Raw genomic sequence first — 21971 nt, 5'->3', positions numbered from 1 at the left:
TATTTTAGACCTCCAGATCTAAAGGAATCACCGACAACCGTTTGCACGAAAAGACAAGGTGTCCTAATATTGTAATGCATCGACGTTTTTCCTGTTCATTATTCATTGAAAGAAAGATAAAAAAACGAATGAGAAACGCGACCTTTACTATAATATTCGTTTTTATCCCTAAATTCAACTAAAAATCCGACCCCATCCCTAGTTTCATCTTAAATCACTTTTACTTTTTCCTAAAATCAGTATTTATTTTCAGCTCAATAAAAAAAAACCACATGAATCACTGATTCATGTGGTTTTTCATTTGCTGAAGAATCTTCTTCTCCAGCCTTGATACCTGAACTTGGGAAATACCAAGCCTTGCCGCCACTTCCGATTGCGTCTGATCTTTATAATACCTCAGGAAAACAATCAGCCTTTCACGTTCATTCAATTCATGTATGGCTTCTTTCAAAGCGATTTGATCGAACCAGGATGTTTCATTATGGTCGGCAATCTGGTCAAGAAGAGTAATCGGATCTCCATCATTTTCGTAAACCGTTTCATGGATCGATGAAGGGCTCCTGCTAGCTTCTTGGGCCATGATGATTTCCTCTGGCGAAAGCTCTAGATGTTCCGCCAATTCATTGACAGTAGGAACGCGGCCATACGTCTTTGAAAGTTCCTCTTTGGCCCTGCGAATTTTATTCGCCATTTCCTTTAATGACCGGCTTACTTTAACCGTTCCGTCATCACGGATAAAACGTTGGATTTCACCAATGATCATAGGCACAGCATACGTTGAGAATTTCACTTCAAACGATAAGTCAAATTTATCCACGGACTTCAACAGACCTATACAGCCTATTTGATAAAGGTCATCCGGTTCGTAACCTCGATTGAGGAATCTTTGCACTACTGACCATACAAGCCTCAGATTGCTATTGACAATCAGATTCCTCGCATCTTGGTCACCGCTCTGGCTGCGTTGGATTAAATTCCGCAATTCCTCATCTTTTAAATGGGGCTGGCCTTTCTTGCTCTTCTCGTTTTTAACCTCCACATCCATATGCAAGTCTCCCTTAATTGCACAAAGCTCTGCTTGTAGTTAAGTGCTTTTTTAATCGAATGATCGTGCCTTCGCCCTTATGGGAAATTATATTGATTTCATCCATGAAGTTTTCCATGATGGTGAATCCCATACCGGAACGTTCAAGTTCGGGTTTTGTCGTAAATAACGGCTGTTTAGCCTCCTCGACGTCTTCAATGCCCAGTCCTTCATCCCGGATGGTCAATTCCACAGTATCGCCTTCGATGACCACTGAAATGTAGACCCAACCTTCCGGGTCACTCTCATACCCATGGATGATCGAATTCGTAACGGCTTCTGACACGACAGTCTTGATCTCTGTCAATTCATCCATCGTCGGGTCCAATTGGGCAATGAATGCCGCAACAGTTACCCTGGCAAAAGATTCATTTTGGCTAAGTGCAGAAAATTTCGTTTCCATTTTATTTTTCATATTAGGCAACCCCCAGTCTTTGCAAAGCGTTTTTTTCGGATAGTTCCATTTTAACAATTTTAAACAACCCTGACATCTCAAATAACCGCTTTACTGCTGGAGAAATTGCACAGACCACCATTTCACCTTGCTTTTTGTTTACCTGCTTATAACGGCCCAAAATAACTCCGAGCCCTGAACTGTCCATAAAATCCAATTCTTCCATGTTGAGGATGATATGCTTGATATTATGCTTTTGAATGGCTGCCTCTGCCTGATTTTTCAGTTTTTCTGCTGTATGATGATCTAAATCACCTTTGAGACGAATGCACAATACGCGATTTTTCGCCTCCATATTAATCGTAAGACTCATTATATACAGCCTCCTTCACTGTCTTATAAAGAGTCAAATTCTCTTTTTCACCTGCCGATTCCTCCTTACTAGCAAAACTAGTGGAGTTTCGCCTAAATTAGTACGATTAACAGGCAATGCGACAATTTATTCTATTTCGCCTGGGTAAACATGCCGAAAGCCCGTTTATACAATTGCCACCAGCTGGCATTATCAACAGTTTCCTTCGCAACAATTGGAGATTCGATATATACCTTACCGTTTTTCTTCAATTCAAGCGTACCAATTTCATCACCTTTTTTAATCGGGGCATCCAAATCTTTATCAAGCGTGATTTTTTTTGTAAAGTCCTTTGCCGTTCCGTTTTTGGCTGTCAAAACTGAAATAGGTTCACTTGTGACGCCCACCACGGTTTTCTTTTGCCCTTTACTTACCTTGGCTTCACCTAACACCTCACCGCGTTTATAAATAGGATATGTGATGTATTGTGAAAATGCATAATCTAACATCTTGGTAACCTGAGCGTTTCGTTCCTTTGGAGAAACGGCTCCGAAAACGACGGCAACGACACGCATATTCCCTTTTTTGGCAGTCGCTGTCAAACAATATTTCGCTTCATTTGTGAATCCTGTTTTCAGTCCATCGACCCCAGGATAAAATTTCACTAACCTATTTGTGTTGACAAGCCAAAATTTCTTTTCGGTATTTTCACGGAGATAATCTTCATATGTACCCGTGAACCTTGTAATCGTATCGTATTTCAATAATTCCTTCGCCATGATCGACATATCATGTGCTGAACTGTAATGATCTTTAACAGGAAGTCCTGTTGCGTTTTGGAACTTTGTATTTTTCAACCCGAGGTCTTTCGCCTTTTTGTTCATTTCCCTGACAAACTCTTCTTCCGATCCAGCTAGACGTTCAGCCATAGCCACCGATGCATCATTCGCCGAACCAATCGAGATGCCTTTAAGCATTTGTTCCGTGGTCATTTCTTCACCTGGCTCGAGGAAGATTTGGGAACCGCCCATCGACGCTGCATACTCACTAGTCCTGATTTTCTCCTTCATGCTGAGTTCGCCTTTATCGATCGCTTCCATGATCAGCAGCATCGTCATGATTTTCGTCATGCTTGCCGGTGAAAGGCGATCGTCTGCATTTTTATCATAGAGAACAGTACCTGTATCCCGTTCAATCAAAATAGCGGATTTAGCATTTGCCGCCAATTCGACTCCTTTTTCTTCAGCTGCTTTTGTATGCGGGATGTTAAAACCCAATGCTACCAAAACGGTTAAAAATACAGAAAGAATCCGCTTCATCTCCATACCCTCCAATCTTTATATTTTTTATTTTTTCCATTAAACCCATTTTTATACAAATAAAGATGAATTTTGAACATATACTGGATATAGGGTAACAATGTGAACCAAATTAAAAGAGGATGCGCATGGGCATCCTCTTTTAATTATTCAATGGATAAACGTAAAAAGGCCGCTCAAAAGCGCGGCCTTTTTTGGGAAATGTTTATTCCATGATCTCTTTATAGATCAATGTAGGTTTTTCTATTTTCTCTTTGGAAATCGCAATGCTTTCATACAATTTTTCTTTCACCTTTGAAACATCTTCGAAATTGCTGTAAATCGTCACAAGTGATTCACCTTTTGCCACGGTTTCCCCGATTTTTTTACGAAGTACCAGTCCGACGGCCAAATCAATCTCTGATTCTTTTGTCGCCCGCCCGGCGCCTAACAGCATGGCTGCCGTTCCTACTTCATCAGCGATGATTTCCGATACATATCCGTCCTCTTTCGCTTCCAGCTCAAAAGTATGAGCAGCCTGCGGTAGTTTTTCCGGCTGATCTACAACCGAACCATCGCCTCCCTGTGCTTCCAGGAAAATCTTGAATGAGTTAAGTGCAGAACCATCCTTGATCGCATTTTCCAGCAAGGTTCTTGCTTCTTCCAGCGAGCTTGCCTTTTTGGCAAGGTATACCATATGGCTTCCCAGTGTTAAAGAAAGTTCCGTTAAATCTTCCGGTCCCTCTCCTTTAAGTGTATCGATGGCTTCCTTCACTTCTAAAGCATTTCCGATAGCGTAACCCAACGGTTGGCTCATATCGGAAATGACAGCCATCGTGTTTCGTCCCACATTGTTTCCGATGCTAACCATTGCATGCGCCAATTCTTCGGAATCTTCGAGAGTTTTCATGAAAGCGCCCGCTCCCGTTTTAACATCAAGTACGATTGCATCAGCACCAGCGGCGATTTTCTTACTCATGATCGAGCCAGCAATCAAACCGATACTGTTAACGGTACCCGTAACATCGCGCAATGCATATAATTTTTTGTCGGCCGGAGTAAGGTTACCACTTTGCCCAATGACAGCTATCTTATTTTTATTGACAAGTCTGATGAACTCGTCATTTTCTATTTCGACATGAAATCCTTTTACAGACTCCAACTTATCGATCGTCCCTCCTGTATGGCCAAGACCGCGTCCTGACATCTTTGCCACTGGAACACCAACAGCAGCAACCAATGGTCCAAGCACTAGAGTTGTGGTATCACCCACACCGCCTGTTGAATGTTTATCGACCTTAATTCCTTCAATCATCGATAAATCAATTTGATCTCCCGATTCGACCATTGCCATGGTTAGATCAGCACGTTCCTGCTCATTCATGCCTTTAAAATAAACAGCCATTGACCAAGCGCTCATTTGGTAATCCGGAATCGATCCATCGGTAAACCCATTGATGATGAACTGTATTTCTTCTGTAGTAAGAGCCTTTCCATCACGCTTTTTCTCGATTAAATCTACCATTCTCATATTAGAATCCCCACTTTTTAAAGACACCGATTTTCTTTAGGTGTACTTATATTTTTTTGGTTCGTTTTATATGTCTTTAACGATTTGCTTAACAAATTCAAGAAAACTGCTTTTCACTTTTTCAGTCGTTTCAATTACCTCTTCATGTGACAAAGGCTGATCCAGAATGCCTGCGGCCATATTGGTAAGGCAGGAGATTCCGAGCACCTTCATTCCGCTATGCCTTGCTACGATAACTTCCGGGACTGTCGACATACCAACTGCATCCCCGCCAAGGATCCTTGCCATTTTCACTTCTGCCGGTGTCTCATAGGTCGGTCCTGTATTACCGATATAGACACCTTCTTTAATATCCAATCCTAGTGAAGCTGCTATTTTTTTTGCTTGCGTCCGAAGGTCTTTATTATAAGCTTCCGACATATCAGGGAATCTAGGGCCGAAACGCTCTTCATTAGGACCAATCAATGGGTTTGTCCCCATTAAATTAATATGATCCGTAATGAGCATCAAGTCACCTGGTTGATAGCTTTCATTAACGCTTCCGGCAGCATTCGTTACGATTAACTGTTCAACACCAAGAAGTTTCATTACACGGACAGGGAAAGTGACCTTTTCCATGGAGTAACCCTCATAAAAGTGGAAACGTCCTTGCATCGCGACAACATTTTTGCCACTTAATTGTCCAATGACAAGCTGTCCAGCGTGTCCTTCAACAGTCGATACCGGGAATTCCGGGATTTCGTGGTAAGGAATCGTTATCGGATTTTCAATTTCATCCGCCAATACTCCAAGTCCGGAACCAAGAATCAGTCCTATCTCCGGAGAGCCTTCAATTTTACTTTTTATGAATGACGCAGCAGTCTCTATTTTATTAAACATCTATTTATTCTCCCCTAAATTTAGATCGCCCAATATATTTTTTCCGAAGGCAGGCATTTTCACATCAAAATTAGCAGCGACCGTCGCCCCTATATCAGCAAATGTATCTCTTATCGGGAGTTCGGCACCTTCTGTAAATCGTTTGGAATAGACTAACAATGGTACATATTCACGTGTGTGATCGGTTCCTTCATGGACCGGATCATTCCCGTGATCGGCAGTGATGATCAATAAATCATCCTCTTTCAATTTATCAAGGACTTCAGGCATCCGGGCATCGAATTCTTCCAATGCCTTTCCGTATCCCTCTGGGTCGCGGCGGTGACCGTATAAAGCATCGAAGTCGACTAGATTAAGGAAACTTAACCCTTTGAAATCCTGTTCTACCGTTTGGATTAATTTATCCATTCCATCCATATTGGATACGGTCCTTAATGATTCAGTGACACCTTCCCCATCAAAGATATCCGAGATCTTCCCGATTGCAAGGACATCATATCCAGAATCTTTCAATTCATCCATTACTGTCCGGTCAAACGGTTTCAATGCATAATCATGACGGTTAGGCGTTCTTTTGAAGTTGCCTGGTTCACCAGTGAACGGTCTGGCAATAACGCGTCCAACCTTGAACTCATCAGCCATTGTCACTTCACGGGCAATTTCACAAATCTTGTATAATTCGTCTATCGGGACGATATCTTCATGTGCAGCAATCTGTAATACGGAATCAGCTGATGTATATACAATCAGCGCACCCGTTTTCATATGTTCCTCGCCAAGCCTCTCAATGATTTCCGTGCCGCTTGCCGGGACATTCCCAATAATTCCCCGACCCATTTTCGCCTCGAGTTCATTGACTAATAATTCCGGGAAACCATCCGGAAATACACGGAATGGAGTCGATATATTCAACCCCATGATTTCCCAATGTCCAGTCATCGTATCTTTTCCTGTAGAGGCTTCCTTCATTTTCGTATAGTATGCGAGAGGTTGCTGAGCTTTTTCAATTCCCTTGATGTCACGGATATTGCCTAAACCCAATTTTGCGAGAGTCGGCATGTTCAATCCGTTCATTTTTTCTGCGATATGGCCGAGTGTATCCGCACCTTTATCGCCGAATAAATCTGCATCAGGTGCTTCGCCAATCCCAACTGAATCCATAACTATTACAAATATTCGTTTAAATGCTGAATTCCCTTTCATGAGTCATTCCTCCTAAAATAGTAAATCACTTTTTATACTCTCTATAATACCCTTATTCTGCTCAGTTACTCTTCATTTAAATGAAATCGCAAGAACGTCAGAAGTCTGACCTCTCTACATTGTAAACGATTACCATGATGGAGACAAATAATATATTTCGGAATGAAACAAAGTGCCATAAGATGTCCGTTAGAATCATCAGCATCCGTATAGCCGTCTCGCCGACACAGAAAAGGCTGCTCCTTCAACTGCCTTGCAGTTAAATTCACAACCTTTCTATCATTCTATTAATCCTCTAAGCTCGCGGATGGAATTTTGAATAGACATCCTTAATCCGTACGTTCGTAATATGTGTATAAATTTGAGTTGTCGAAATATCCGCATGACCAAGCATTTCTTGGACGGCACGTAAATCAGCCCCATTCATCAATAGATGTGTCGCGAAAGAATGTCTCAGTGTATGTGGTGTAATTTCTTTTTCAATTTGTGCCGATTTTACAAGTTTTTTTAGAATCTTCCAAAATCCCTGCCTTGTCAGCCTGTTTCCATGATGATTCAAAAAAAGTGAATCTGTCCTGTGCTTGGGGCTGGCCATTTTCCCCCGGGAACTTTCCAAATAATGTTCAATCGCACCCAATGCAGTTTGTCCAATCGGAATGATCCTCTCTTTATTTCCTTTCCCTACACAACGGACAAAACCCATCGATGCATGGACATCACTCACATCCATGGATATCAACTCACTGACACGCATACCCGTCGCATACATCAGTTCGAGCATTGCCTTATCGCGTAATCCGAATTCATCCATTTTCTTCGGGGCTTCCAATAGTGCTTCAACCTCTTCCATGCTTAATACCTTTGGAAGGCTTCGTTCCGGTTTTGGCGTTTCTATATGTATGGACGGATCCTGATTTGTTACTCTTTCCCTTAGAAGAAATTGATGAAAAGACCGAATGGAAGCTATATGACGCGCCACCGTCTTCGATGATTTCCCTTGATCCTTTAACTGCACGAGAAAATGCAGGATGTTCACCCGCCGCGAATCATTCCAATCTTCAATGGTTTCAACATCTTTCAGAAAGCTCCAATATGATCTTAAGTCACGCTCATACGAAACGAGCGTATTCTTGGCAAGTCCTTTTTCAATGGTTAAAAAATGAATGAAATCCCTAATTTGATTCTCCATATTCATTACTCCCCGTTTAAATAAAACAACATTAGGCGTTCAAGCCATGCATCATCACCCGTATCAACAGCCTTCGATACTTTTACAGCCATGCCTTTCGGTTCATCATAACGATGATAACTTTGATATTCCTGATTTAACCATACCATTCCTATATAAAAAAGAACAGTGAAGCTAACAAAGAGAATCATCACTTTAGCCGTGTGCAAAATAAGCGATAATGATGTTTTCATCCTTTCCCCTCCCATTCGACCCTTTGTATCAATCTATGCCCAACAGGACAAGTTTTATACGTATTTCGGAAAGGAGAAAACAAAAACAGCTCTTACTTGAGAAAACCAGCTATTAAAATGCAGAAAACCTTCTCCATTAAATGGAAAAGGTCCGACTTCATTCACCTTAATTTTCTTCTTTGTCATGACATCGATGACAAATGCCATGAAAGGTTAATCTATGGTCTTTTATCTTGAAGTTCCAGTCGCGTTCCACAATGTCTTCTACGTCTTCAAGTAGGTCTTCCTGGATTTCATCTACCGCACCACATTCCACACAAACAAGATGATGATGGAAATGCGCAGCTCCTTCTTGTCTTAAATCATAACGGGAAACCCCGTCTCCAAAGTTAATTTTATCTACTATTTTCAATTCAGTCAGCAACTCTAGCGTACGGTAAACTGTTGCCAATCCAATTTCCGGCGACTTTTCTTTGACAAGGAGGTAAACGTCTTCTGCGCTTAAATGATCCTCTTCATGCTCAAGTAAAACGCGGACGGTCGCTTCTCGCTGAGGCGTTAATTTGTAGCTGGACGAGTGTAACTGCTTTTTTATCCTATCAATTCTGTTTTCTATTTCCATACCTAATATTCCCTCCCGCGCCGCTATCTTATCCATTATATCAAAAGAGGGAAAACTGTCAAAATAGATTTCTTGTTAATGATAAAAAAATTTGCGGGAACGGTATATTTCCATCAATGACCCAATAAACTTACGACATTTTTCATTAAAGAAGGGGATAGGTACGCTTCAAATGCAGCAGCCGTAATCAAGAATAACCCTGACAAAACCAATGAGAAAATATACCGTGAAATTATCGGCTTCAGCGGTTCACGAACCTGCTTAAGGAAAATCCGGCTGATCATTTTCATGGATAGTGAAACGGCAAGGACGGTTATTACGATGAATATCGGGACGATGAATATATTTTGGGGAAGAATAGCGACAAACGATAATAAGAACCCGCTCCATCCCATTTGATTGACTAAAAAGCCTACCGTGAATCCAACGACCATCCCTTTTATAAATAACAAAACCAGGATGACAGGCAAACCGATGACCGATATTCCGAGAATCCAGATGACCCCGATATATTTTATATTATGCATAATACTTTGGCTGAACATATCATGCGAAGATGCAAATTCACCTTTGGATACTTGTCCGAAAAATTGCGATAAATAATAGAACAAGTCTTCCTTTTGGGTAAAGCTCAAACTATTCACCAATATTGCCCCAAAAATGACACCCATCAAAAAAAGCACAGTGATAAAGACATATAATGAGGAATGTTCGTTAATATGTTTCATTACGGCATTTTGTACGACAGATTTTCTTTTCATCTTTCATCCTCCCAACTCCGCTTACTAGAATCTATGTTTTCACTCTTTCATTTATGCTAAGAAAACTTTCCCCTTCAGCCGAATACATTGAACCTAATTTATGTTATAATTTTCCACATCAATGAGATGGAGGCAGGATATGAAAGCTATATTAATGGATTTTCCCGAAAAAATTGAAACCCCTCGATTATATCTAAGACCTTGTCAGCCTGGCGATGGCCTGGACCTTTACGAAGCCATTGTCCATTCTAAACCTGAATTGAAACAGTGGCTGCCGTTTGCCCATCAAGATGTTTCTTTGGAAACTTCTGAACAGAACGTCCTTAAGGCCTTTGCGGACTTTATTTTAAAAGAGGATATCAGACTCCATATTTATAGGAAAGAAGACGATCAATTCATCGGCTCCACTGGTCTGCACCGAATCAACTGGGATATTCCTAAATTCGAAATTGGCTATTGGATTGATACGAGATTCAGTAAACTGGGCTACATAACGGAGACAGTGGAAAAGTTAACTAAATTCGCCTTTTACCATTACGGTGCAAAACGGGTCGAAATCCGCTGTGACCCTAATAATATTGCCAGCAAACGGATTCCCGAGAAGCTGGGATTCACCCTTGAAGGAATTTTGCGTAATGACTGCCTTAGTGCAGACGGCATGGAAGTGCGGGACACCTCCATTTATGCAAAAACAACAAATTAAAAAAGTCCTGACAGATCTCATCTGTCAGGACTTTTTTCAGGTTAATTCCTTTTTGACCTTTCCGTACTTTCCTCCGCCCCCCACTTCAAAAGAAAGCGTCCCTTTTCTGGCAGAATCGATGTAGACCGCCAATTTTTCAGGAACGATTTCCATTAGCTGTTCAAGCGTAACTTCATGAAGGATATTCATCTCTGTTCCAAATGCCACCAGCAGTTTTTCCATGGATTTAGGCCCGAGTCCCGGGATGAAGTCGAGTGGCACTTGATGGATATACGGCGGCCTTTCCTTTCCGTCACTTCTGTCCCTCCCGGAAACGGAGAGTTCTTCAATCCTGGCCGATACCCCTTTAATAATGGAGTTATTACCACACTCAGGACATTGTTCACTATCCCTCAATACCTGATGTAAACACCCTGAACATACGGTTTGATGATACTTTCCCAATAAGGGGTTCAATCCATAATTAACGGTCACCTTGCGATTCCCTGTTTCTTTTAGGGCTTTTGCCAGCTCATTGAAACTTGGTTCTTCAAGCAGGACCTTTTGATATTCACGAGCGATTTTCCCAAGCGAATGCGCATCGGAATTTGTTACGAATACATAGGAGTCCAACTCCTTGATATCCTTGACCATTTCTGTATCTGAGCTTAAACCAAGCTCGATGGCATCAATTAGCTCCGGATCGAATACTTCAGTCAGACTGGATCGCACCCCTTTTCCATATAAGCTTTTAAATGGGGTGAAAACATGTGCCGGGATAAACAGGCCACCCAGTGACTTCACGATTTTTTGCAGCGTTCTTCCATCACAATAAATCCTTTGGGAGCTCAAGGTGATATTTTTAACATGTCCGCTCATCCATGAGGAGAATTCCTTCATCGCTTTTAAAGTGGGAAAATAGGCGAGGACATGGATCGGTCCATTACAATTATGATCATAAATTTCAATCTCCGAACCCGGAATGATGGTTGTATTCTTGTATTGAAGCCCGCCTTCAGTCTTTTCCGTGATTTCGCCATCAAGAATCCCCGCTTCGATCTCTTCGATAATTTCAGGAGAATGACAATCGATTATCCCGATTAGATCAAGGCCCTTCCTTTCACTTGCCACTTGCAGTACATTGCTGAAGGTTAACGTTTTAGCACCTGTTATTTTCACGGCCCTTCCGCTTCTCGTTCTGCCTATATGGATATGCAGGTCAGCGTAATACTCTTTCATTTATGATGTCATCGCCTTTTTCAACTGCAGATACTGAACTGCATATGCCGTTTTGGCATCCTGGATCTTCCCTTCATCCATATAAGTTTGAGCTTCCTCCAGCGTGAGTTCAAGCATCTCGACAAATTCATCTTCATCCAGCGGTGCCGCATTTTCTTTCTTTTTCAAATTGTGGGCCACATACATGTGGACCAATTCATCGGCGAAACCTGGGGATGTATAGAAGGATATGATGTGCTCCATTTTTTCACATTCATAACCTGTCTCCTCTTCCAGCTCCCGTTTAGCCGACAGCACCGGTTCTTCGCCTTTTTCAAGCTTCCCTGCAGGAATTTCCACCAAGCTTCTCTCCAGTGCTTTACGGTACTGTTCAACCATGATGATTTTATTTTCTGACGTGAGAGCTATGACGGCAACCGCTCCCGGATGCTTGATTATTTCACGTTTACCCGTTTTCCCATCAGGAAGCTCTACATCATCCACTTGCAGGCTGATTACTTTTCCTGTGAAGATTTTTTCCGAAGACAGCGTTTTTTCTTCAAATTTTTTCATCGTGACCACTCCTCTGTTCTAATTGCAGCATGATTCCTCATACATTTTACCATAATAGAGATGGAGGGCGATTTAATGAAAGTTTACGTATTGGAAAAAAGCGTTACTTTATCCGGAAAGAGCTGGGAAATCCTTCGAAAACTCAAGCAATTACAAAATCAATATGTTTATGTCAATGATTGGATTGCCGACATTCACCATCAGGTGCCACCCACTCCTTTAAAACGGATCAAGTGAATTCTTTGAGTGAAATGGATTTCTCCTTTACAATGAATGTAAAGGGAGTGGATAACATGAAAAAACGCAGACTAGGAAATTCTGACTTGCTAGTTTCTGAAATCGGGCTTGGATGCATGTCACTGGGGACTGTTGAAAATCAGGCATCCGAGATCATACAGGCCGCTTTAGATGAAGGAATCAATTATTTTGATACGGCCGATTTATATGATTTCGGTATGAATGAAGAAATCGTCGGAAAGAATTTAAAATCGGTCCGCGATAAGGTATACATAGCCACCAAGGTCGGAAACCGCTGGAATGAAAATAAAGATTCCTGGAGCTGGGACCCATCCGGCGCTCATATTAAAACGGCAGTAAAAGATAGCTTAAAGCGATTGGGGACTGATTATATTGATCTTTATCAGTTACATGGCGGCACCATTTCAGACAATATCGAAGAAACGGTGGAAGCATTTGAAGATTTGAAAAAAGAAGGCTATATCCGATATTATGGAATTTCCTCGATTCGTCCGAATGTCATCAAGGAATTCACTGAAAAGTCTGAGCTTGATTCCGTGATGATGCAGTTTAATCTGCTCGACCGCCGCCCAGAAGAGTGGCTGTCCCTTTTCGCCAACAAACAGATCAGCATGATCGCCCGTGGCCCCCTTGCCAAAGGGCTGCTCAGTGAAAAAATGCTTGAAAAGGCAAATGAGGATGGATACCTTGACTATAGCTATCACGAACTTAAAGATTTGCTTCCGCAAATAAAGGACAAACTTTCCGATAGGAAGTTGAATGAAACGGCACTTCAATATGTATTGTCCCATCAAAGCGTAGCTACCGTTGTTCCAGGAGCAAGCTCAGTACAGCAGCTACGTGATAACTGCCAAGCTGCCAACAGCCCTTCACTGTCCACAACCGAGTTGGATATCCTGAAGCGGTTGACCAAAGTGAACAAATATGAAAGTCACCGGAATTAAAAAAGAAATGTCAGGACAAACCTTTAGGCTGCTCTATCTCCGTTTAACCAACGGGATAGTCAGCCTTTTTCCGTTCCATCTTTTTTTCGCCTTCTTTACCAACTTCAAGTTTCCGATCATTCTAATTCCTTCCAAAACCCATTTAACGGTTTTAAACTTTTCATTGGACATCTCAAAATTAATATTGTACAATTCAGTTGTGCACAATCAAATGATAAAAAAGATAAGGGAGAAAAAATGATGACAAAAACATTATTTACAACGTCTGTAACAGTCGATGGCGGAAGAGAAGGAACGGCAATTTCTGCTGACGGCAACTTCACGGTTGATATTGCGATGCCTGGAACACCAAGGGCTAAACAGATGCCTGAAGCATCTAATCCGGAACAGCTTTTTGCAGCTGGATATGCTGCATGTTTTGATAGTGCTTTGCAATCAGTTGGTAAAATTGAACGCGTTTCTTTCGAGTCAAAAGTCACCGCAAGCGTCAGTCTATTGATGGGTGAGATGCATCAGTACAGCTTGGCTGTAACTTTGGCTGTGAAGGGATCCGGGGTCGACAAGGAGACATTCGAAACCCTTGTTCATAAAGCGCATCAAATGTGTCCTTATTCAAAAGCAATCAACGGCAATGTGGACGTCGCCTTTGAAATAGATGTAGACTAAATCCAATAAAAAGACGCTTGGGGGTTCCCAAGCGTCTTTTCTTCGCTAAAATTCCTGTAATGTTTTCAATAGTTGGAGCAGCGAAGCTTTTAAATCCTCGACCACCTTCTTATCCTCACCCGACATTGCCGAAATGCGATCGGGAATGAAACAGGCATCTTCCTGTAAACCGAGTCCCTTTTCCGTCAACTTGATCATGACAGACCGTTCATCTTCAGTCGAACGTTCACGGACAATCAAGCCATTCTGCTCCATTCGTTTCAACATGGGGGTAAGCGTTCCTGAGTCGAGGGCAAGGAGCTCCCCAAGTTTTTTTACTGTAAGTGTATCCTGTTCCCATAATAGAAGCAGAACAAGATATTGAGGATATGTCACTTCAAGTTTATCAAGCAGCGGTTTATATTTCTTCGTCATTTCCCGCGAACTTGCATAAAGCAGGAAACATAATTGGTCTTCCAGCACTTTTTCTATTTTATTTTGCATCCTATCACCAGCTAATAGTAGTCCATCCGATATGAAAGCATATCGAACTTATCTTTAATATAATCGTTATACTTTCTAAAATAAAGGAATATCAGCAAGCAATAAATCTTCCTGAACAGAAAAAGGGTGCCAGCCCTTTTAATTTGCTCCCTGTTCTTATTTATAGTTCTTCCAGTTCAGATTGCTTTCACCCAATAGTTCTTCGAATGATTTATTCTTCTCCCGCCGCTTTCTTTCTTCACGTTTTTTTTCTTCTTCCGCTTCCCTTTTCTCTTGTTCAGCCTCATTAAGTTCTTTTTGCTTTTGACGAAGCTGGGACATGATATCTTGATTGATCATATCACCTAGTTTCAATGAAGATGAATCTTTATCTTGATTTTTGCTTTGACTTTGTTTTCGCGGCTGTTTCTTTTTCATCCTTAAAACCTCCTGGCCATTTATGAAATTATTATATCACGACTGCCGTTTTCCTCATCATGGTTTTCAAACAGTGTTTTCCCATTTCCCTCATGGTAAAATAAAGAAAATCATTCGAGGAGGTCCTTTCATGAAGAAATGGTGGTTTACACTGGCTGGAATCCTAGCGTATATCATCGGCGTCGGTCTTTATTTTTCCAATCGGATCATGTACATGAAAAAGAAGGAAGATGATTTTATCCAGAATCGTGAAATCATGGCTAAACGCCTGATCACGGAGGATTTTGATAATCTGCCTAAATCGGAAATTTGGGTATCGTCACCATCCGGATATTCCTTGAAATGCTTGTTTATCGAACCGCATGACACTAAAAAGTGGGTGGTCATTTCTCATGGTGTGACGGAGAACAAAGTCAATTCGATTAAGTACATGAACATTTTTCTTAAGCGGGGCTTCAATGCGATCATTTATGACCACCGCCGGCATGGGGATTCCGGCGGCAAGACGAGCAGTTATGGACATTATGAAAAATTCGACCTGAAGGCCGTAATCGATGAATTGAAAAGACGTAAAGGGCCCGACCTTCATATTGGCATTCATGGAGAATCCATGGGGGCCGTAACCCTGCTTTTATATGCCGGAATGCTTGAAGATGGTGCTGATTTTTACATTGCCGACTGTCCATTTTCTAACTTCGAGGATCAAATCAAACACAAGCTCAAGCATGAAGTCCCATTTCCTTCTTGGACCGTATTTCCGCTCGGGCGTACGTTCATCAAACTCCGTGACGGATATTGGACCAATGAAGTGTCCCCAATCGATTATATGAAAAATATCCGAAAACCCGTGCTGTTCATCCATAGTGAAAATGACAGTTTCATTCCCGCTTCCATGACAGCGGAATTATATGCAGCAAAAGAGGGCCCAAAACAGCTGTACATCGCTAAAAAAGGGGCCCACGCTCAATCTTATAATGAAAATCCAAAAGAATACGAAGATCAAATCGATCAGTTTCTAAAAAAACTTGTCTGAGAAGAAATGAGAGGGTATCCACGATCCCCTCTTTTGCTTTTAGTTAGATTTTATTAAAAAAGCTCATCCTCGGATTTAAGATTTGATTCGGACTTTTTAATTGAAAGCTGTTCGCTTCCGGAACAAAGTCTATTTTCATGACTTCATCAAGAAAAATCATTTTTGATTTCTCAACATATAGCGGAATTCCGTTCGTTTCCACTTTTTCGGTACCTTCTTCAGGTTCGTTGACCCACCATAGCGCCGTCACACCACTTACCACGCAGCCGCAGCCATCAGTATCATATTTCAACTGTAAATATCCTTCTTGTCCCTGTACCTTACCGGCTATTTTCCCAGCCGCTGTTTCCGTCCATTCAATATACATGATTGCTGCCTCCCGATGTCTTTGCATTCCCCCATTATAAACGATAAAAACGTTTCTGTTAACGAAACTGCCTGCTTCCATATACAAGATCTGCCCTCACGGAAATCACTTCCTCACGGACCGTTCTAACAATGCCGATTCTCTTATGCCACGTCATTCCTTTCATCTCGATGCCGTTTCGAAAATGAAAGGCTGTCCCTTGGGGAACAGCCCTTCCGCTCATCATTCCATTATCCTTACATCCGCTATATCGGAAAGCCTGATATAGTGAGCCTGCTCAAACCGGTCAACGATATGAAGCTTTTGGGTGAGCTCATTATAATAATGGATCCTGCCGATTAACAGCTGATACCGGTTTCCTTCATAATGAGCAATCGTGACATCCTTTCTTTCCTCCATCGCTTCCCCCATTACCGCATTCATTTCTTCCAGTTGCTGCTCATCCAGGATGCGCTTCGTTTCATAGCCATCCTCCACCGCCCAATCACGGAGCATCTTCACATGTTCCGGCAACATCATCGATGTCCATTTGATACGGCCGCGATCACGAATCATTTCTTTTCCCTCCTTTCAAAGTCAGCCTTACGCCTTATGCCCACCAAGCAGCTTGCTTCTGTATACGGCTGTACCTGCTTCTGTATACGAAACTGCACGCAATAACGATTTGGCTCCATATTTGTGGCGGATTCGATCAACCGTGTAACTCAATTCCCGCTTCTTCCAGCGCGAAGCATCAAATAAAGTCAGTTGCATTTCATTATCATCCACAATATTCGAGAGTCTGACCTCTATGCTTCGAACCGTTTTTTGCTTATAGTTCTCATGGAAAAGCTCCAGGCAAACTTTATATAACTCCATCGTGATGTTGGTCGGTTCGTTAATCGAACGCGAACGATGGAAACCTCCGCCAAACTCATCCTTGCTGTAGCCAATGCCTAGGCTCACCGTTCTTCCTGCCTTACGATGGGTGCGTGCCCTTCTTCCAACTTCTTCGCAAATTTCCAGCATGACCTGCTTTACCTCATGCTCATCCTTATAATCCCGCAGCAGGATTTGACTTTTGCCGAAGCTGACCTGCCCTTCGATGATCGCTGCCCCCATATCGGATAAATCTATTCCCCAGGCATGGTGGTAAAGCTGATTGCCCATAATTCCAAACTTCGCTTCAAGTAATTCAAGATCATAATTGGCAAGCTGCCCAACCGTAAATATCCCCATTCCATGAAGGGTTTTTTCTACGCGCCTGCCGATCCCCCACATTTCACGAAGCGGGGAAATCGGCCAAAGTTTGCTTGGCACATCCTCATACTTCCATTCCGCAATCCCTTTATGTTTGGCTTCCAAATCAAGGCAAAGTTTTGCCATGAGCATATTCGGTCCAATTCCAATGGCACAGGGGAGCTGTAATTCCCGTTCAATTTCATCTTTTATCTTTTCAGCTATCATGCGGGCATCTCCCCATAAAGAAGCAGCACCATCGACTTTCACAAAACTTTCGTCCACACTATATACGTGAATCGCTTCTTTTGGCACATAACGGTTGAACAAGCGGGTGATTTCCGTCGAAACCCTTAAATAAGTCGCCATTTTAGGTTCAACGACGACAATCCTCGGGTCATTCGGGATCTCAAACATCCGCGAACCTGTCTTGATGCCAAATTCCTTCTTCATCTTTGGAGAAGCCGCAAGCACAATGCTCCCTGTCCTCTTCAAATCACCAACCACCGCAAGATAACAATCAAGCGGGTCCAGACCAAGCATGACCGCTGAACAGCTTGCATAAAAACTTTTCATATCGATACACATAATTGATTGTTTCGGCATCGTCCCATAATCCATCATTTCTTCACCCTAACAAGAATATACGTTCGCTTTATTATATTCATAACTTTAACCGAATATACGTTCTTATTCAATGGAAGTTTTCATACAAATTTCTACTTTTTATTGTAATTTCCTTGAAAACTATAATGGATACTAAAAATGGATAAAATACCAAATTTAAACTGAGTATCCATTTTGTTTTTTTGAAAAAGATTAATTGGTAGCTTGAATAATTTCAAGTAGGTCCATATGCTCGGTTTTTTAAAATTCCCCCACCCTTTTCAACAGGCTTTCGTCCTCTTGGAATCCAGTCTTAATGCTCATTTTTTGTAATGAAACTGTAACCGAAATTATGTCTAATTGTCATAATGGTATTGTAGGATAATATTGTTAACAATACTAGAGAGATAGATAGAGAGGAAATGAAAATTATGAAGAAATGGATCGCTTCAGCTGCTGTTGCATCAGCCATGATGCTAACCCCACTGCAAGCCTTTGCCAATATTGGAGACCAAACCCTCAGACCCGGAATGACACATAGTGATGTCAAACAACTACAACAACTATTAAAAACCAAAGGTTATTTCACATATTCAGGTTCACTGACTACATATTACGGCACCTATTCTGTATCCGCAGTAAAAAAATTCCAAAAAGCCAAAGGGTTGACTGCAGACGGAATTGCCGGCCGTAACACATTTAACGCGCTTGGTGTTTATAATGTCAATAATACTAGCTTGATCAGCTATGCAAAAACCTTAATAGGCAAACCCTACAAATGGGGCGGGACAACACCAACTGGATTTGACTGCTCAGGCTTCGTCTATTATGTATTCCAGAAATCACAAGGAATTACCTTACCGCGTACAACATCATTGCTCTATTCCAATACAGGTTTAAAAGTATCTTCACCAGCTAAGGGTGATCTTGTATTCTTTGATACTTCTTCTGGAAGAACAGGAGTATCCCATGTTGGGATCTATATCGGAAATGGCCAATTCATTAGTGCTACGTCTTCTAAAGGAATAACCATTACGGATATGGATAATTCTTATTGGAAACCAAAATATTTAGGTGCGAAAACTTTATAAAATCCAAGACAAACAGCCGGACAGAATTCAAAGTGATTCAGTCCGGCTGTTTTATTTTATATATAATATTTCATCCGTTACATCCTCTACTGTCACCATGAATGAAGAGTCCAAGTTTGAACGATTCATCATTTCGATATTATAAACATGCTCTGAGGGTAAATGGACGACTTCGAGAACCATGAATCGCTGACTTTCCGCTTTGCTGACATGATCCAGAGCAGCAATGACCGCCCTTTGTTCGGCTAAGCTGTTTTCATCCGTCAAAACAAGAATCAATTCAGCTTCCGCTTTCCCAGGAAATGATTTCTTCACCCCGCCCCGGTGCCATGGTTTCACTTTCATCCCGATTTCGAGTTCGGAATAATCGAGGTCATTACCATGTTGATCTTGAATATATGTATCATTGGTCACCTTATAGTACGTCCCTTTAATCAAAATCCTCTTATCATCAAGATCCGTAATGAAACCTTCTTCCCCTTTATCAATGGATTCATCCATGTTCCAATCGGGGGATTGACAGCTGCCCAGTATAAAGGCGACGAATAAATATATATAAAGGTTTACAATCATCTTCATGAAAATCCCTCCTAATAGAAATAGACGGATTCCCCATGAAATAGTTACCCATTCAAATGATAACTTCGGTTAAATCAAAAGGGGAATGTCATCGACATTCCCCTTTACCTATTATTGGACCATTTTTCGTCTGGTATCGAAAGACTAGCCTACTTTTTGAAAAATGCTTTTTTTCCTAATGTTTCGGTGATCTTCGGAAACATGTTATACCATTTCCCAGCTAAATTCATCCAGCCAGGGAGATTGATTTCCCTCTTGTTGGTCAGCATCGCCGCTACGATTTTAGCAGCGACATCTCCAGGCTTAAGCATAAATTTTTCAACGTTCTTTAAGTATGTACCTGATTCATCCGCAATGTTAAAGAAATTCGTTTCTATAGGGCCAGGATTGACTGTGGTCACAAAAACATGATCTTCCATCAGTTCGAGCCGAAGTGCGTTTGAATAGCCAAGAACTGCGAACTTGGTAGAAGAGTACAATGTTGATTTAGGAGTGGCGATTTTACCGGCCTGTGAAGCGATATTGATGATATGCCCCGATTTTCTCTGCTTCATATACGGCAGAACCAGCTTTGTGCAGGCCATTAAGCCAATGACGTTGACAGCAAACATTGCTTTCGTTTCATTCAATTCCGTATCCTGCGCTTCTTTAAACGTGCCGAAACCAGCATTGTTGACCAACACATCCACTTCACCTATTTGCTCATGGATGTCATTAAAAACATTTGTCACCTGATCAGTGTCTGCAACATCAAGCTTATAGGCATATGCATCAATCCCATATTGGGCGATCAGTTCATTCTTCAGCAGCAGTAATTTATCCATGCTTCTGGCCAAGAGGACGAGACGGCCTCCCTGTTTTGCACTTTGAATGGCAACTTCCTTGCCAATCCCTCCGGAAGCACCGGTAATAACAATAACTTTACCTTGTAACTTATTCAAAAAAAGCGGCCTCCTTCGAACATTAAGCGATTGAATACAGAATGACCCCTGATTGGATTTCTGTTTGGACTTCACCCAAGTCTTCTAAATAGTCCAGCTGACCGACCGTTTCCGAAAGTGTCAGGCCCACTTCCTGAAGGTATACTTTCGGAAACAACTGCTGACACACTTCAAAGACAGATAAAGGCTTATCTTGGAGCATGCTTTTCACCTGCATGGCACGGTTATGCTGCCGATCGAATCTATATTGAATCAAGTCTGCAACTGCATCTCCTGCCACTTCAGATCCATGTCCTGAGTAAACAGTGGATATGGGGAAATCCAATAATTTTTGAAGTGATGCATTATATTGCAGTAACGGACGAGGCCTCATGCCTCCAGGGAGTAAAGGTGGTTCCATTAATGGGTTAGGTGAAATCTTGGCAAGCAAGTGATCGCCAGCGATCATGACCCCGTCACTTTCCCGGTAAAAAGATAAATGGCTTTGCGCATGCCCTGGAGTCTCGATCACTTTCCAGCCTGGAAGACCAGGGAGCTCATCCCCCTCAGCTAAATATCCATGCAGCTTCCGTTCACTAAGGAAACGGATTTCGTCGCGGTTATGGATCAGTTTATTTTTCAGCTCTTCTGCCACTCCGAACTTTTTGGCATAATCAAGGAAAAAACGATTATGTGTTTCAAGAAACTCATCACTGATAGTAAGCCAGCGCTGATTATTTTTGTGTCCATAAACCGGGATATCCTTTTCAAAGAAATCGAGTGCACCAGCATGATCGGGATGATGATGGGTTAAAATGATTTGTTCGATATCAGTCAGTTTCAGACCTAAATCTCCAAGACCGTCAGTCAAGGCTTCCTTTGAACGTTTTGTTTTCACACCAGTATCGATTAATGTTAAAGCATCCCCTTTAACGACATAAACATTCACATCACCCACTGCAAACGGCGTGGGCAAAGCAATTTTCGCAATATCTCCATTCCAATTCGCCATAATCTTTTCCACCTTAGAAAATTATATTTATATAAATCTTTTTATACGCTAACCAGGATTCTAAGTATAGTTATCATGTATAATTAACATTTTACATGTATTTTTAAATACTGTCATTATTTTCACATAATTCATGTCTATTTTTTATCGTGCATGCATATATTATCATTGACAGAGTACTGATATATCCTTCATAATCACAAGTAATTAAAGACGGCATGGCTTTGATTAAGGCCAAGTAAATTATTGATGGCGTAAAGAGAGTGAAGCTGGAATGTGCTGAAAGGCTTCATCGCCCCCTCATTATTGAACCTACCTTATGAGCCTTCAGGAAAACCTGACGTAATTCCCGCGTTAG

General features: G+C 41.6%; 28 protein-coding genes. 6 read left to right on the top strand and 22 right to left on the bottom strand.

All coding sequences use genetic code 11. The features are described from left to right. Positions 1–277: 277 nt before the first annotated feature. The 11 genes from sigF to spoIIM form a co-directional block, all read right to left on the bottom strand. Entirely contained in the window at positions 278–1045 is a 768-nt protein-coding gene (gene sigF, locus A6755_RS11080) for an RNA polymerase sporulation sigma factor SigF (RefSeq protein ID WP_034308137.1), read from the bottom strand. 13 nt (positions 1046–1058) lie between these two features. Next, positions 1059–1499, bottom strand: a complete 441-nt coding sequence (gene spoIIAB / locus A6755_RS11075) for an anti-sigma F factor (RefSeq protein WP_034308139.1) — start codon at positions 1497–1499, stop codon at positions 1059–1061. Between the two features lies 1 nt (position 1500). Continuing rightward, entirely contained in the window at positions 1501–1851 is a 351-nt protein-coding gene (gene spoIIAA / locus A6755_RS11070; protein ID WP_034308142.1) for an anti-sigma F factor antagonist, read from the bottom strand. Between the two features lie 131 nt (positions 1852–1982). Beyond that, a complete protein-coding gene (locus A6755_RS11065; protein ID WP_063590669.1) occupies positions 1983–3149 on the bottom strand; it encodes a D-alanyl-D-alanine carboxypeptidase family protein in 1167 nt (388 codons plus the stop codon). Positions 3150–3354: 205 nt separating this feature from the next. Then, complete coding sequence (locus A6755_RS11060; protein WP_048680161.1) at positions 3355–4659, bottom strand: pyrimidine-nucleoside phosphorylase; 1305 nt, start codon at positions 4657–4659, stop codon at positions 3355–3357. 66 nt (positions 4660–4725) lie between these two features. Next, positions 4726–5538, bottom strand: coding sequence for a purine-nucleoside phosphorylase (locus A6755_RS11055; protein ID WP_063590668.1), 813 nt, complete (start codon positions 5536–5538; stop codon positions 4726–4728). Beyond that, a complete protein-coding gene (deoB, locus tag A6755_RS11050; RefSeq protein ID WP_034308148.1) occupies positions 5539–6741 on the bottom strand; it encodes a phosphopentomutase in 1203 nt (400 codons plus the stop codon). It abuts the gene before it with no gap. A gap of 295 nt (positions 6742–7036) precedes the next feature. Continuing rightward, on the bottom strand, positions 7037–7930 hold the full coding sequence (gene xerD, locus A6755_RS11045) for a site-specific tyrosine recombinase XerD (protein ID WP_034308151.1): 894 nt from the start codon (positions 7928–7930) through the stop codon (positions 7037–7039). Between the two features lie 5 nt (positions 7931–7935). Next, positions 7936–8163, bottom strand: a complete 228-nt coding sequence (locus tag A6755_RS11040) for a YqzK family protein (RefSeq protein WP_034308153.1) — start codon at positions 8161–8163, stop codon at positions 7936–7938. 166 nt (positions 8164–8329) lie between these two features. Further along, positions 8330–8779 (bottom strand): ferric iron uptake transcriptional regulator, encoded by a 450-nt coding sequence (gene fur, locus A6755_RS11035; protein WP_034311309.1) that lies wholly within the window; start codon positions 8777–8779, stop codon positions 8330–8332. Between the two features lie 119 nt (positions 8780–8898). Beyond that, the gene (gene spoIIM / locus A6755_RS11030) at positions 8899–9546 is read right to left on the bottom strand and encodes a stage II sporulation protein M (RefSeq protein WP_063590667.1); all 648 of its coding nucleotides are present in this window, start codon (positions 9544–9546) and stop codon (positions 8899–8901) included. A 139-nt stretch (positions 9547–9685) separates the two neighbouring features. On the opposite strand from spoIIM, the gene A6755_RS11025 reads away from it, so the two are divergent. Beyond that, the gene (locus A6755_RS11025; RefSeq protein WP_054400247.1) at positions 9686–10249 is read left to right on the top strand and encodes a GNAT family N-acetyltransferase; all 564 of its coding nucleotides are present in this window, start codon (positions 9686–9688) and stop codon (positions 10247–10249) included. A 36-nt stretch (positions 10250–10285) separates the two neighbouring features. Here A6755_RS11025 and A6755_RS11020 read toward each other — a convergent pair whose 3' ends face one another. Further along, on the bottom strand, positions 10286–11467 hold the full coding sequence (locus A6755_RS11020) for an endonuclease Q family protein (RefSeq protein ID WP_063590666.1): 1182 nt from the start codon (positions 11465–11467) through the stop codon (positions 10286–10288). Further along, positions 11468–12019, bottom strand: coding sequence for an NUDIX hydrolase (locus tag A6755_RS11015; RefSeq protein WP_053535639.1), 552 nt, complete (start codon positions 12017–12019; stop codon positions 11468–11470). Between the two features lie 75 nt (positions 12020–12094). Here A6755_RS11015 and mciZ point away from each other — a divergent pair, with 75 nt between their 5' ends. From mciZ to A6755_RS11000, 3 genes are all read left to right on the top strand, one after another. Beyond that, entirely contained in the window at positions 12095–12256 is a 162-nt protein-coding gene (gene mciZ / locus A6755_RS25995; protein ID WP_134402123.1) for a Z-ring formation inhibitor MciZ, read from the top strand. Between the two features lie 56 nt (positions 12257–12312). Beyond that, positions 12313–13221 carry an aldo/keto reductase gene (locus tag A6755_RS11010; RefSeq protein ID WP_054400245.1) on the top strand — a complete coding sequence of 303 codons (909 nt, stop codon included), beginning with the start codon at positions 12313–12315 and terminating at the stop codon, positions 13219–13221. Positions 13222–13461: 240 nt separating this feature from the next. Further along, complete coding sequence (locus A6755_RS11000; protein WP_063590664.1) at positions 13462–13887, top strand: Ohr family peroxiredoxin; 426 nt, start codon at positions 13462–13464, stop codon at positions 13885–13887. Between the two features lie 45 nt (positions 13888–13932). Here the strand turns inward: A6755_RS11000 and A6755_RS10995 are convergent, their stop codons facing one another. Both A6755_RS10995 and A6755_RS10990 read right to left on the bottom strand, forming a co-directional pair. Further along, positions 13933–14370 carry a MarR family winged helix-turn-helix transcriptional regulator gene (locus tag A6755_RS10995; RefSeq protein WP_034308170.1) on the bottom strand — a complete coding sequence of 146 codons (438 nt, stop codon included), beginning with the start codon at positions 14368–14370 and terminating at the stop codon, positions 13933–13935. 156 nt (positions 14371–14526) lie between these two features. Continuing rightward, positions 14527–14787, bottom strand: coding sequence for a YqkE family protein (locus tag A6755_RS10990; RefSeq protein WP_034308173.1), 261 nt, complete (start codon positions 14785–14787; stop codon positions 14527–14529). A gap of 130 nt (positions 14788–14917) precedes the next feature. Between A6755_RS10990 and A6755_RS10985 the strand changes: the two genes are divergently transcribed. Further along, positions 14918–15820 (top strand): alpha/beta hydrolase, encoded by a 903-nt coding sequence (locus A6755_RS10985; protein WP_057278766.1) that lies wholly within the window; start codon positions 14918–14920, stop codon positions 15818–15820. Positions 15821–15863: 43 nt separating this feature from the next. Here the strand turns inward: A6755_RS10985 and A6755_RS10980 are convergent, their stop codons facing one another. From A6755_RS10980 to A6755_RS10970, 4 genes are read right to left on the bottom strand one after another with little or no spacing between them, the layout of a single operon-like run. Then, on the bottom strand, positions 15864–16187 hold the full coding sequence (locus A6755_RS10980; RefSeq protein ID WP_034308178.1) for an iron-sulfur cluster biosynthesis family protein: 324 nt from the start codon (positions 16185–16187) through the stop codon (positions 15864–15866). A gap of 58 nt (positions 16188–16245) precedes the next feature. After that, positions 16246–16413 (bottom strand): hypothetical protein, encoded by a 168-nt coding sequence (locus tag A6755_RS27035; protein ID WP_174878708.1) that lies wholly within the window; start codon positions 16411–16413, stop codon positions 16246–16248. Next, the gene (locus tag A6755_RS10975) at positions 16410–16742 is read right to left on the bottom strand and encodes a YolD-like family protein (protein ID WP_034308183.1); all 333 of its coding nucleotides are present in this window, start codon (positions 16740–16742) and stop codon (positions 16410–16412) included. The genes A6755_RS27035 and A6755_RS10975 overlap by 4 nt, the downstream gene beginning before the upstream one ends. Positions 16743–16769: 27 nt before the next feature. Next, the gene (locus tag A6755_RS10970) at positions 16770–18029 is read right to left on the bottom strand and encodes a Y-family DNA polymerase (RefSeq protein WP_034308185.1); all 1260 of its coding nucleotides are present in this window, start codon (positions 18027–18029) and stop codon (positions 16770–16772) included. Positions 18030–18442: 413 nt separating this feature from the next. On the opposite strand from A6755_RS10970, the gene A6755_RS10965 reads away from it, so the two are divergent. Beyond that, entirely contained in the window at positions 18443–19102 is a 660-nt protein-coding gene (locus A6755_RS10965) for a C40 family peptidase (protein ID WP_034308187.1), read from the top strand. A gap of 51 nt (positions 19103–19153) precedes the next feature. Here A6755_RS10965 and A6755_RS10960 read toward each other — a convergent pair whose 3' ends face one another. The 3 genes from A6755_RS10960 to A6755_RS10950 form a co-directional block, all read right to left on the bottom strand. After that, positions 19154–19681, bottom strand: a complete 528-nt coding sequence (locus A6755_RS10960; protein ID WP_034308189.1) for a DUF3221 domain-containing protein — start codon at positions 19679–19681, stop codon at positions 19154–19156. Between the two features lie 149 nt (positions 19682–19830). After that, on the bottom strand, positions 19831–20622 hold the full coding sequence (locus tag A6755_RS10955) for an SDR family NAD(P)-dependent oxidoreductase (protein WP_034308192.1): 792 nt from the start codon (positions 20620–20622) through the stop codon (positions 19831–19833). A gap of 22 nt (positions 20623–20644) precedes the next feature. Continuing rightward, a complete protein-coding gene (locus A6755_RS10950; RefSeq protein ID WP_063590663.1) occupies positions 20645–21613 on the bottom strand; it encodes an MBL fold metallo-hydrolase in 969 nt (322 codons plus the stop codon). Between the last annotated feature and the right edge of the window lie 358 nt (positions 21614–21971).

The sequence above is a fragment of the Peribacillus frigoritolerans genome, assembly GCF_001636405.1.
Lineage (GTDB): Bacteria > Bacillota > Bacilli > Bacillales > DSM-1321 > Peribacillus > Peribacillus frigoritolerans.
The sequence above is the reverse complement of the archived record's forward strand: the minus strand, read 5'-3'. Positions and strand labels throughout refer to the sequence as shown.